The 12246-nt window shown below is 56.8% G+C and carries 8 protein-coding genes; 7 read left to right on the top strand and 1 reads right to left on the bottom strand.

Annotation, left to right across the window (positions count from 1 at the left end):
- Positions 1-4 precede the first annotated feature (4 nt).
- The 5 genes from bcsZ to K6958_RS00745 all read left to right on the top strand — a co-directional run bounded on the left by bcsZ (position 5) and on the right by K6958_RS00745 (position 10190).
- On the top strand, positions 5-1084 hold the full coding sequence (bcsZ, locus tag K6958_RS00725; protein WP_249894755.1) for a cellulose synthase complex periplasmic endoglucanase BcsZ: 1080 nt from the start codon (positions 5-7) through the stop codon (positions 1082-1084).
- A complete protein-coding gene (bcsC, locus tag K6958_RS00730) occupies positions 1066-4560 on the top strand; it encodes a cellulose synthase complex outer membrane protein BcsC (protein ID WP_249892893.1) in 3495 nt (1164 codons plus the stop codon). Before bcsZ ends, bcsC begins: the two co-directional genes overlap by 19 nt.
- Before the next feature lie 131 nt (positions 4561-4691).
- On the top strand, positions 4692-6701 hold the full coding sequence (gene hmsP / locus K6958_RS00735) for a biofilm formation regulator HmsP (RefSeq protein WP_249892894.1): 2010 nt from the start codon (positions 4692-4694) through the stop codon (positions 6699-6701).
- Between the two features lie 283 nt (positions 6702-6984).
- On the top strand, positions 6985-8271 hold the full coding sequence (locus tag K6958_RS00740) for a dicarboxylate/amino acid:cation symporter (protein WP_249892895.1): 1287 nt from the start codon (positions 6985-6987) through the stop codon (positions 8269-8271).
- A gap of 428 nt (positions 8272-8699) precedes the next feature.
- A complete protein-coding gene (locus tag K6958_RS00745; protein ID WP_249892896.1) occupies positions 8700-10190 on the top strand; it encodes a M16 family metallopeptidase in 1491 nt (496 codons plus the stop codon).
- Between the two features lie 53 nt (positions 10191-10243).
- Here K6958_RS00745 and K6958_RS00750 read toward each other — a convergent pair whose 3' ends face one another.
- On the bottom strand, positions 10244-11134 hold the full coding sequence (locus tag K6958_RS00750; RefSeq protein ID WP_249892897.1) for an alpha/beta hydrolase: 891 nt from the start codon (positions 11132-11134) through the stop codon (positions 10244-10246).
- 399 nt (positions 11135-11533) lie between these two features.
- Between K6958_RS00750 and K6958_RS00755 the strand changes: the two genes are divergently transcribed.
- Together K6958_RS00755 and K6958_RS00760 are read left to right on the top strand one after the other, a co-directional pair.
- On the top strand, positions 11534-11983 hold the full coding sequence (locus tag K6958_RS00755; protein WP_249892898.1) for a DUF2778 domain-containing protein: 450 nt from the start codon (positions 11534-11536) through the stop codon (positions 11981-11983).
- The gene (locus K6958_RS00760) at positions 11983-12225 is read left to right on the top strand and encodes a hypothetical protein (RefSeq protein WP_249892899.1); all 243 of its coding nucleotides are present in this window, start codon (positions 11983-11985) and stop codon (positions 12223-12225) included. Before K6958_RS00755 ends, K6958_RS00760 begins: the two co-directional genes overlap by 1 nt.
- Positions 12226-12246: the final 21 nt, after the last annotated feature.

Below are 12246 nucleotides of genomic sequence, written 5' to 3' on the forward strand. Positions count from 1 at the left end.
GCTGATGCTGCTGGCTGCAGGGCGCGCCAGCGCTGATTGTACTGCCTGGCCAGAGTGGGAACAGTTTAAACAGGACTACATCAGCGATCAGGGGCGGGTGATCGATCCCTGGGAAGGAAAAAACATCACCACCTCCGAAGGGCAAAGCTACGCGCTCTTTTTCGCGCTGGTGGCGAACGATCGCCCCACCTTCGACCGGCTGCTGAGCTGGACGGAGAACAACCTGGCGGCGGGCGATCTGACGCAGCGTTTACCCGCCTGGCTGTGGGGGCAGGAGAGTAAAAGCGGTAAATGGCAGGTACTGGACGAGAATCCGGCCTCCGATGCCGATCTGTGGATCGGCTGGACGCTGCTGCAGGCGAGCCAGCTCTGGCACAGCCGCAGCTATCAGGTTACCGGTACGCTGCTGTTAAATCGGGTGGCGAAAGAGGAAGTGGCCGATCTGAAAGGCTTCGGGCTGATGCTAATGCCGGGTAAAGCCGGTTTTATCCAGCCCGACAGCTGGATGATTAACCCCAGCTATCTGCCGTTGCAGCTGTTAACCCGCCTTAGCGCGCTGAAAGGGCCGTGGCCGGAGATTAACCGCAACGCGCTGCGTCTGCTGCAGGAGACCGCGCCAAAAGGCTTCGCGCCGGACTGGTATGTCTGGCAGAGCGGCAGCGGCTGGCGTCCTGATAAAGCCAAAGGACCGATAGGCGGCTACGATGCCATTCGCGTTTATTTATGGGCGGGCATGCTGAGCGACGACGACCCACGTAAAGCAACGCTGCTGGCGCATCTGGCGCCGATGGCGCGTCTGACGGAAGCGTCAGGCAATCCGCCGGAGCGCGTGAATGTGCTGACCGGCGAAATGACTAATCACGGCAACGTGGGCTTTTCGGCGGCGCTGCTGCCGTTTCTCCAGGGTTCATATGCGCTGACGGCACAGCAGCAGCGGGTGCAACAACAGCCGCCCGGCAGCGATGCCTACTACAGCAGCGTACTCAATCTGTTTGGCAGCGGCTGGAGTGATAACCGCTACCGTTTTACGGCGCAGGGCGACCTGTTACCGGCATGGGATTCACAATGCGTAACGTCAGATTAAGCTGTCTGAGCCTGTTGCTGCCGGGCGTGATCGGCATCAGTACTCTGCCCGCGCTGGCCGCCGAGGCGCCGCGCGAAGTGTCGCCGGTGGAGTGGCTGCTGGAGCAGGTGCGCACCGGCGAGGCGACCAACAAATATGATCTGGTTACGCAGGCGCTGTATCGCCTGGATAAGATCGATCCTGATAATCCGGAAGTGATTGCCGCGCGCCTCAGGCTGGCGTTGCATCAGGGCGATCAGGCTAAAGCACAGCAGTATATGGCGCAGTTAACGCAGGTCGCGCCCGATTCGCGGGCGGCGAAAGAAGCGCAGTCCAGCATGTTGCTGGTTAGCCCTGAAGGCCGACAACAGCTGCAGCAGGCGCGTTTGCTGGCGACTTCCGGCCATTTGCCGGAGGCGCGCGCGGCCTGGGATAAACTGTTTAACGGCACCTTCCCCGACGTGAGCCTGGCGCTGGAATACTGGAGCCTGGTGTCGCGCATCGACGGTCAGCTGCCGGTGGCGCTGGAGAATCTGCAGGCGCTGGATCGGCGCTATCCGGGTAATGTCGGTGTGCGTATGCAACTGGCGCGGCTACAGTACCAAAACGATAATCGAGCCGGGGCGACTGACGAGCTGAAAACGCTGGCGGCCAATCCGGCCGGGCGCGATCGGGCAGCGGAGCTGTGGCTGAGCAATATTCAGGCGCAGCCGGTCACGGCAGAGAGCGTGGCGCAACTGCAACAGTACCTGGATACCTTCACCAGTGGCGATGCGCGCAGTAATGGCGAGCAGGAGCTGGCGCGTCGGCAAAAAATGCTGGCCGATCCCGCCTTCCAGCAGCGTTCGCGTGCGCTGGCGCTGGTGGATAAGGGCGCCGGCGCCGAGGCGATTCCGACGTTGCAGGCGGCGCTGAAACTTAATCCAAACGATGCCGATCTGCTGGGCGCAATGGGCCAGGCACAGGCGCGGGCCAATAATCGCGCCGCTGCCGCCCGCTATTTTGAGCAGGCGATACAGGCGGGCCAGCAAAGCACCAGCGTGGGCATGTGGCAGAGCCTGCTGCAAACCAACCGCTACTGGCTGACGATTGAAAACGGCGACAAGGCGCTGGCGCAAGGCGATATTGCCGGGGCCGAGCGCCAATACCAGCAGGCGCGTTCGCTGGATAACAGCGATAGTTATGCGCTTATTGGCTTAGGCGACGTGGCGCTGGCGCGGAAAAATGAGGCGGAGGCGGAGCGGCTATTTCGTCAGGCCTGGCAAATGGACCGTACCAACAGCACGGCGGTACGGCGGCTGGCGGGGCTGTATCAGCAGCAGTCGCCGCAAAAAGCGATCGCCTTTATCAACGGGCTAAGCGGCGAGCAGCAGCGCGCGCTCGGCAGCACGCTAAATAGCCTGCGTAGCGACGTGCTGCGCGCCGAGGCGGACACGCTGGCTCAGCAGGGCAGCTGGACGCAGGCGGCGGAAAAATATCGTCAGGCGCAGCAGAATGCGCCGGATGATGTCTGGCTGAACTATCGGTTGGCCAACGCGCTGCTTAATGCCGGCGAGCCACGTCAGGCCGACAGCCTGATGATCGCCATGGCGCAGCGTCTGCCAGCCGATCCAGCCCAGGTCTATGCTCACAGTCTTTATCTTTCCAACAGCGATCGGGACGAAGAGGCGCTGATGCAGCTTAACGGCCTGCCGCAGGCGCGCTGGGATCAGAATATGCGCGAGCTGGCCGATCGCCTGCAGCAGAATAAGGTATATGCCCAGGCTGACGCGCAGCGGCTGGCGGGCAACAATAGCGCGGCGGTCGCGCTGCTTAACGCGCTGCCCGCTTCGCCGCGCCGGGATATTACCCTTGCCGACTGGGCACTGGCGGATGGCTATCCGCAACAGGCATTGATGAGTTACCAGCAGGTGCTGGAACAGGATAAGAACAATCAGGACGCCGCGCTGGGGCAGATTGAGGCGCTGGTGGCGCTGAATCGCAAAGCCGAAGCGCGTAACGCGCTGAATGCGCTGCCTGCCGGCGCGGCGCAGGCGAGCATTAACGTTGGCCGTCGTTTGGCTAATGCCTGGCAAAGCGTGGACGATACTGCGCGTGCGCGCCAGCTCTGGCAACAGCTGAAACCGCGCGCGCAACAGGAAGCGCCTTCGCAAAGCAGCGCGCTGGTATTCCGTGATGCGGCCCGGCTGGAGGCGCAGCAGCAGCAGCCAGCGCTGGCTTTCCTTGATTATCGTCAGGCGATGGTCGCCAGCGGCATTACCCCGACGGCGCCGCAGGATAACGCCGCCTTTACCCGGCTGATGCGTAATAACCCGGGCGACGGCTGGCTGAAGCGCGGCATTCGCAGCGATGCCGCCGATCTTTATCAGCGTCAGGACACCACGCTGAAGCTGGAGCAAGACTATTCGCGCAATAAAGGTACCGGCGGTATTTCCGATCTCACCGCGCATACCACCATGCTCCAGCTTGAGACGCCGCTGGCGGCCGGTAAAAGCTTTGTGCGCGTCGATCGCGTTGAGGTGTCAGCAGGCACCTTTGCGACTGAAAATGGCCGTCATACCGAAGTGTTCGGTACCTGTGCCGATAATGGCACCGCAGGCTGTAGCAGCAACCTGAAACAGCATGCGGAAGGGGTCGCGGTAGGTGCCGGCTGGCAAAACGATCGCTGGTCGGCAGATATCGGCACCTCGCCGATGGGGTTTGAAGTGGTTAACTGGGTGGGCGGCGTAAGCTGGAACACCGATGTGAAAGATGTCGGCCTGACGTTTACCGCTTCGCGGCGGCCTATTTCCAGCTCGCTGCTGGCCTATGCCGGCGCGCGCGATCCCAGCCCGCAGGGCGGCAAGCGTTGGGGCGGCGTCGTCGCAACCGGCGGCGCGATCGGCCTGAGCTACGATCGGGGCGGATCGCACGGGGTATGGGCCGATCTTAGCGCGCATCAAATTAGCGGTAAAAACGTGGCGGATAACAGCCGCGAGCGTCTGATGGCGGGCTATTATTATAAGCTGATAAACGAAGATAACCGGCGCGCGACTATCGGCCTGAACAGTATGCTGTGGCACTACCAAAAGGATCTCAGCGATTACGCGTTTGGGCAGGGCGGCTATTATAGCCCGCAGCAATATTTTTCGCTGGCAGTGCCGATAAACTGGCGGCAGCGTACTGAGAACTGGTCATTTGACGTTGGCGGCTCGGTTTCCTGGTCGCGCTCAAAAACCAGCGCACAGCGGCGCTACCCGGTCTGGCCTGGTTTTGAAACGACGGCAAATGAAACCGCCGCAGGCAGTTCCGGCACCGGCTTCGGCTATACGCTGCGGGCGGCAGTGGAGCGGCGTCTGACGTCGCACTGGACATTAGGGGTGGCGGTAGATATTCAGCAGGCGAAAGATTATACGCCCAGCCACGGCCTGATATACGCCCGTTATTCAATGAGCGGCTGGGAAGGCGACCTCGATTTGCCGCCGGAGCCGCTGGCGCCTTACGCTGACTTTAAGTAGCGTCCTGCCTGGAAAAACCCTAAAACGGTTTCCTGCCGTCACCATCATTGCTAAAAAAACAGCAACCATGAGATATACTCCTGGTTGCTTTTATCGTTATTGCCCGCTTTCCAGGGGCCTGGAGAATAGCTTTGCGCGTTAGTCGGTCACTTACGATCAAGCAGATGGCAACGGTTTCTGGCGTTGCGGTAGTGACTATCTGTATTTTTATCATTATCCAGCTTTTCCACTTTGTGCAGCAGCGCAGGACGGACTACGCCCAGCAGATGGAAAACATCGCGCATACGGTGCGCCAGCCGCTCTCCGAGGCGGTGCTGCGTGCTGATATCCCGCAGGCTGAACATATCCTGCAATCCTTAAAGCCCGCCGGAATCCTTTCACGCGCAGAGGTGGTGCTGCCTAACGCTTTTCAGGCGCTGCATACCGATTTTGAAAACGAAAAAGCGGTGCCGCGCCTGATTGCCCGGCTGTTTGAACTGCCGGTGCAGATTACCGTGCCGCTCTATTCGGTGGAGAGCACCGTCTCGCCGAAGCCGCTGGCCTACCTGGTACTGCAGGCCGATTCCTGGCGCGTTTATCAATTTATCCTCAGCACCATCGCCACTATGCTGACTACCTACTTGCTGCTGGCGCTGATCCTCTCGATTGCCATTAGCTGGTGCATTAACCGGCTGGTGATCCATCCGCTGCGCGACGTGGCACATGCGCTGCAGGATCTGCCGCCACAGGATATTCTGACCCATAAGCTGCCGCTGCCGCCGCTGCATAATGACGATGAGATCGGCATGCTTATCCGCAGCTATAACCGCAATCTGCAGGTGCTAGAGTCGGTGCATGATGAGATGAGCCGTTTGACCACTCATTATGTCTTAACCGATCTGCCCAATCGCACGCTGTTTCTGGCGCTGCTGGAGCAGCATCTAAAGGCAGCCGCTTATAGCGGGCCTTTTACCGTGATGGTGGTGCGCATAGAGACGTTGCTGGAAGCCAACGGCGTGCTGACGGAAGAGCAGCGCGATACGCTGACCTTAACGCTGCTGGAAAAAATTCGCGGCGTGATTGAAGAACGCACCGTAGTGGGCCAGCTTGGCGTCAGTGATTTCGCGCTGCTGGTGAAAAAGGCGAACAACCCGTTCCGCGCTTATCGGCTGGCGCGTAATTTGATGAACCGCCTTAATCAACCGGTCAGCCTGCATGAGGTGCAGCTACGCCCGACGCTCAGCATTGGCATCGCCCAGCGCGACGCCGACCACCTGAGCGCGCCAGAGCTGCTGGGTCGGGCGGTTTCCGCCATGATGTCTGCCCGCCATCAGGGCAAAAACCAGGTGCTATTTTTCGATCCGCTGCTAACCAAACGGGCGCAGCGGCGGCTGACGCAGGAACACGATATTCTACAGGGGCTGGAGCAGGAGCAGTTCGCGCTGTTTTTACAGCCGCAGATTAATATGGCCACCGGCGAGCTGGTCGGCGCCGAGGCGCTGTTGCGTATGCGCCAGCTCGACGGCAGCTATAGCCTGCCGGAAGAGCTGATCGCTAATGCCGAAGAGATTGGCGTAATCGGGGCGCTGGGGCGCTGGGCGCTGGAAGAGGCGTGCCGCGTGCTGGCGGCTTGGCAGAAGCGCGGCATCCGCTTGCCCCTGAGCGTTAATATCTCAGCGATACAGCTGCGCGAGCCGGGCACCGTCTGGCATCTGCAGGAGCTGCTGGAGCGGCACCGCATTCAACACGGCAGTCTGGTGCTGGAATTAACGGAAACCGCGCAAATCGGCGATCCCGCGCAGGCTAAAAGCCTGCTGAGCGCGTTGCAGGAGGTCGGCGTGGCGGTGGCGCTGGATGATTTCGGCACCGGCTATGCCAACCTGAGCTATCTGCACCAGTTCCGATCGTTGCCGATCAGCAAGCTAAAAATGGATCGCAGTTTTGTTTCCGCGCTGCCCGATGATGACACGATTGTCAGGATCGTGGCGGCTATCTCTGAGATCACCGCGCTGGATGTAGTGGCCGAAGGTATTGAAACGGTTGCTCAGCGTGACTGGCTGCTGGCGCGCGGCATCACCATTGGTCAGGGGTATCTATTTGACGGGCCGCTTTCGTTGAATGATTTTGAGAAATGGCTGGCGACGCTGACTCTACAGCATTGAATACTGAGGGTCGCAACGCGGCCCTCAGTTTTATAGCGAGCTGCCAATTTTGCATTCTCACCGGGAAGCAGGTAATCCTTCCCGGACCCAGCATTTAATTCTGAATATCTGGTTATAGAAATTGCTGCTGAAGCGTTTCAGTTCATAAATATTGATTATGACCCGTTCGGGTGGTGACAGAAGATATCAATCTTGTTAACGCGGTGTTATTTTTTTCGCGCTATATCTTGATGATAAAAACAGCAAATGCCTCGTTTTTCACGCCGTCAACGGATACGCTTTTATGAAAACTTCTCTGTTTAAAAGCCTGTATTTCCAGGTACTCACCGCGATAGCCATCGGTATCCTGCTTGGGCACTTTTACCCCGAGCTGGGCGCGCAAATGAAACCGCTGGGTGATGCTTTTGTAAAACTGATCAAAATGATTATCGCGCCAGTGATTTTTTGTACCGTCGTCACCGGTATTGCCGGGATGGAAAGTATGAAAGCGGTGGGCCGCACCGGCGCGGTGGCACTACTCTATTTTGAAATCGTCAGTACCATCGCGTTGATTATCGGTCTGGTGGTGGTGAATGTCATCCAGCCGGGCGCAGGCATGAATGTCGATCCCGCCACGCTGGATGCCAAAGCGGTAGCGGTTTACGCCCAACAGGCAGAGCAGCAGGGCGTGGTGGCCTTCCTGCTGGATGTCATTCCCGGCAGCGTGATCGGCGCTTTTGCCAGCGGCAATATTTTGCAGGTGCTGTTATTCGCCATTCTGTTTGGCTTTGCGCTGCACCGTCTGGGCGATAAGGGCACGTTGATTTTTAACGTAATCGAAAGCTTCTCAAAGGTTATTTTCGGCATCATCAATATGATTATGCGCCTTGCGCCGATTGGCGCATTCGGCGCGATGGCCTTCACCATCGGTAAATATGGCGTCGGCTCGCTGGTGCAGCTGGGCCAGCTGATTATCTGCTTCTACATCACCTGTATTCTGTTCGTGGTGCTGGTACTGGGCACCATCGCCCGCGTCACCGGTTTTAACATTTTTAAATTCATCGCTTATATCAAAGAAGAGCTGCTGATTGTGCTCGGCACCTCCTCCTCGGAATCTGCGCTGCCGCGCATGCTGGATAAGATGGAAAAGCTGGGCTGTAAAAAATCGGTGGTCGGGCTGGTTATTCCTACCGGCTACTCCTTTAACCTCGACGGCACCTCCATTTACCTGACGATGGCGGCGGTATTTATCGCCCAGGCCACTAACAGCCATATGGATATCTTCCATCAGATTACCCTGCTGGTGGTGCTGCTGCTTTCTTCGAAAGGAGCGGCGGGCGTCACCGGCAGCGGCTTTATCGTGCTGGCCGCCACGCTCTCTGCAGTAGGCCATTTGCCGGTCGCCGGGCTGGCGCTGATTCTGGGTATCGACCGCTTTATGTCTGAAGCGCGTGCGTTAACCAATCTCGTCGGTAACGGCGTGGCGACCATCGTAGTGGCGAAATGGGTTGATCAGCTCGATGAAAAACAGCTGCGTGATGAACTCTCGCCGGCGAAAAAAGCGAAAAAAATACCGGGAGCCTCGGTGTAAGTAACAGCCTGAAACGCGCCATTGCCCGGCGTGAACCATCAAGGGACGCCGCCTGCCAGTCAGGCCGCGTCCCTTTTTATTGCCCTGTTGCCGCCGTGATGGCTGCGGTTGTATAGCTTATGAGCATCTGTGGGCGCGCCGGAGCCATGAACCTATAAATATTCATAAAAAACCTTTATCTGTGCCCGCAGCAGCTTGCCCTTGCAGCGGGCATTTGCATAATAAAGCCCACACAGACTGTGTAAGCTATTACACCGGGTATGACCGGGCACGGTTAACGTTTATTTTATTTCTCGTTGTTGTGTGACAACCTCGTTTTTGCGTGGTCTAACTGCCGGTGCGCCCGCTGTGCGTTATCAACAGGAAGATAGCGTCAGACTATCGTGCGTCATCAATGAGATTAAGTTGGTAATTGAGTAGGGGTTCACATGCAGGGCACCAGAAAGCGTCTTATGGTGGGTGGGTTGTTGCTGGCGGCCGTCAGCGGCACATTGCAGGCTGAAACACTACAACCCGATCCCGCCTGGCAGCAGGGCAAACTAGATAACGGCTTTAAGTGGCAACTTCTCAGCACGCCGCAGCGCCCTAACGATCGCGTGGAAATCCGTCTGATGGTGAATACCGGATCGCTGATGGAAAATGCCCAGCAAACCGGCTTCAGCCATCTGCTGCCTCGCCTGGCGATGGTGCATAGCACCGCTCTCGATCCGGCGCAGCAGCGTTCGCTCTGGCAGCAGGGCATGGATCCCGATCGACCCTTGCCGCCAGCGGTCACATCCTATGAATTCACACTGTATAATCTTAGCCTGCCTAATAACCGCCCGGAACTGTTAAAGGATGCGTTGAGCTGGCTCTCCGCCACGGCGGGCAAAATGTCGATTAACCAGCAGGTGGTCAGCACCGCGCTTAATGCGGACGATCCTATTGCCAGCTGGCCGCTGAACCCGCGTGACGTTTGGTGGCGTTATCGCCTGAAAGGCTCCACGCTGCTGGGCCATGATCCTGCCGAGCAGCCTAAATCGCCGGTTGATTTCAATCAGCTCGATAGCTTCTATAAGCAATGGTACACGCCTGATGCGATGACGCTCTTTGTGGTCGGCAATGTAGACAGCCGGGCCCTTAGCGAGCAAATCAACAAAACTTTCTCGCCGCTGACCGGCAAACGCGATATGCCCGCGCCGGTGCCGACGCTCTCGCCGCTGCCGCCACAGCCGGTTGCGTTGGTCAATCCCAGCCTGAAGCAGGATCGCCTGTCGCTGATCTGGGATATGCCCTGGCAGCCCATCCGCGATTCACAAAACCTTATCCGCTACTGGCAGAGCGATCTGGCGCGCGAAGCGCTGTTCTGGCACGTTCAACGCGTACTGAGCGACAGCAAAGCGCAGGGCGTACAGGTTGGCTTTGATTGTCGCGTGCTCTATCAACGGGCGCAGTGCGCTATCAGCATGGATTCCAGCGCGGAAACGCTGGAGAAAAATATGAACCTGATTGCGCATGAGCTGGCTAATGTGCGCGATAACGGCCTGCCGCAGTCGGAGTTTGATGCGCTGATGGCGCAGAAAACCAGCGAGCTGAATAAACTGTTCGCTACCTATGCGCGTACCGACACCGATGTGTTAATGAGCCAGCGCTTGCGTTCGCAGCAAAACGCCGTGGTGGATATCGCGCCGGAGCAGTATCAAAAATATCGACAGGATTTCCTGAATACCCTGACGCTGAACGCGTTGAATCAGGAGCTACGCCAGCAGCTGTCGCAGGAACTGACGATGTCGCTGATGCAGCCGCAGGACGAGCCGGAAGCTAATATCAACGCGCTGCATGAGAGCTGGCAGAAAATCATGGCCCCGCCGGCGCCGGTTGTCGCTACGCAGGAAGAGGGGAAAGCGGAAGTTTCAGATATTCCGGCGCCGCAGTCATAAACCAGGCTGCCGGTGCGGGTAAACCTCACCGGCCGTTTTTTTTACTGTTCTGTTCAGGCAGTGGGTACAGTGGCTTTCTTCGCCCGCAGCCATTCGGTTACCAGCATCGGCCAGCTGGCTAACGGCGAATCGGCCAGATTGCGCATGCCGAAACCGTGGCCACCGCGCTCATAAAAATGCAATTCTACCGGCACTTTCTGTTCCCGCAGGGCGCTGAAAAATGCCATGCTGTGGGTGGCCGGTACGCTTTCATCATCCACGGCGTGGATCAGCAGCACCGGCGGCGTTTCACGCGTCACACGGGTCTCCAGCGAATAAGCTTCCAGGGTTTTCTCATCCGGCCATGCGCCCAACAGTCGCTGGCGCGATTCGGCGTGCGCCAGACCTTCACGCATTGAGATCACCGGATAGACCAGCACCAGCGCATCCGGACGCGCAGAGAGTTTGTCGGCGTTATCCTGCGGGGGATACAGTTTTTCGCTAAAGCGCGTACCGACGCTGGCGGCAACGTAGCCGCCGGCGGAAAAGCCAAGCATCACAATGCGTTTGCCGTTCAGGCCGCGCGTGGCGCGATCGCGCAAAACGCGTACCGCACGCTGGGCATCGGCCAGCGGCGCATCCGCCCCTTCGTGATGTCCATCTCCCGGCAGACGATAGGTCATTACCGCCAGTGTATACCCCATGGCGGTAAAGAAGGTCGCCAGCGAACTACCCTCGCTATCGATCATAATGCGGGCAAAGCTGCCGCCCGGCGCCACCAGCAGCGTGGTGCCGTTTGATTCTTCCGGGTACCAGACGGCCAGTTCAGGACAACGCACGCCTGAAGCCGCCCGGTTGTAGGGTTCGAATTCTTTGGCTAAATCGATGATCTGCGGTTTAGCGGTCGACTGACTGGCTCCAGGCGCGTCGCCGTGTGGCCAGAGATTGAAAATTTCTGCTTTCATAACCTGTCCTGATTAGCGTGATGTTTAAGTGCCGGAGCCATAATCGCAGCGGATAAAATTCAGGCGGGGCCTGTTAATCATTGGCGTTGTCGGGCATTCGCGTCCAGCATTTACTGTGCGCCAACCCGCAGAATCAGAATTAGCCTGGCGCGGAAAAGTTGAATTTAACTTATGGAAAAATAGTGAGGTTTATTAATAATTTTTGTCTAAAGAATAATGTAGCGAGAAGATTATTGGTTTTTTCTGGGGGAATATAGCAAGGTTATTAGTGAACATAAGATCTCTAAAATTAGATGGCGTTATCATTATACGGGATAGTAAACGTGGTTTAATCAAAAAGCTTTGATTAATAACAAGGAGTAGTTATGGCATATAGAATGCATTTTCACGCTCAATGGTATGCCTTTATCAATATTAGAATGTAAAGGTGTGGGGAAATTCCCTGCTTTCTCTGGCCAGAAATTTGGTCTAAATAATCCTACAATGACAGGATGGGAGAATATTGGTCCGATTCCAAAAGGGCGATACTATATTATCAATCGTCAGTCAGGCGGGCAAATGGGATTTTTATACGATATGGCTTTGCGCTATGGCTACGGAACTGACCGTAATGAATGGTTTGCATTATACCGGGATGACGGGCAAATAGATGATTTTACTTTTGAGAATGGCATCTGGCGCGGACGGTTCCGGTTACATCCGGTCGGACCAAGAGGCTTAAGTGAAGGATATATAACAGTTAATCATATTCCAGATTTTCATTATTTGCGTGCTAGTCTTTTGCAAACTACTACATTTAGTATCCCAGGAACGAGTATGAAAGCTTTTGGCACAGTGCGGGTAAATTAATGAAAATTAATAAATGGATAGTGTGGATCTTGAGTTTTATCATTTTACTGCTGATGCTTAATCTTATTGTGCCAAAGTTTATTTCGGTTGATCTTCAGTATCGGATAGCAGATATAGCTGGCGTAGCTGGCGCAGAGCAGATTGGTAATATGCTGGTAAATATAACCTTTATTATCTCACTGATTCTTGCCGTTATTATTTTTGCGGTCGCAGTGACGCTAACGCGTAGCAGAAAACGTTAAGCTGCCTGGAAAAAGCCCCAT

The organism is Mixta hanseatica, from assembly GCF_023517775.1.
Taxonomy (GTDB): Bacteria; Pseudomonadota; Gammaproteobacteria; order Enterobacterales; family Enterobacteriaceae; genus Mixta; species Mixta hanseatica.

Bases quoted from the DNA above. Each gene is read 5' to 3' on its own strand.
- bcsZ (WP_249894755.1), top strand. From the start codon at position 5: ATGCTGCTGGCTGCAGGGCGCGCCAGCGCTGATTGTACTGCCTGGCCA.
- bcsC (WP_249892893.1), top strand. From the start codon at position 1,066: ATGCGTAACGTCAGATTAAGCTGTCTGAGCCTGTTGCTGCCGGGCGTG.
- K6958_RS00740 (WP_249892895.1), top strand. From the start codon at position 6,985: ATGAAAACTTCTCTGTTTAAAAGCCTGTATTTCCAGGTACTCACCGCG.
- K6958_RS00745 (WP_249892896.1), top strand. From the start codon at position 8,700: ATGCAGGGCACCAGAAAGCGTCTTATGGTGGGTGGGTTGTTGCTGGCG.
- K6958_RS00750 (WP_249892897.1), bottom strand. From the start codon at position 11,134: ATGAAAGCAGAAATTTTCAATCTCTGGCCACACGGCGACGCGCCTGGA.
- K6958_RS00755 (WP_249892898.1), top strand. From the start codon at position 11,534: ATGCCTTTATCAATATTAGAATGTAAAGGTGTGGGGAAATTCCCTGCT.
- K6958_RS00760 (WP_249892899.1), top strand. From the start codon at position 11,983: ATGAAAATTAATAAATGGATAGTGTGGATCTTGAGTTTTATCATTTTA.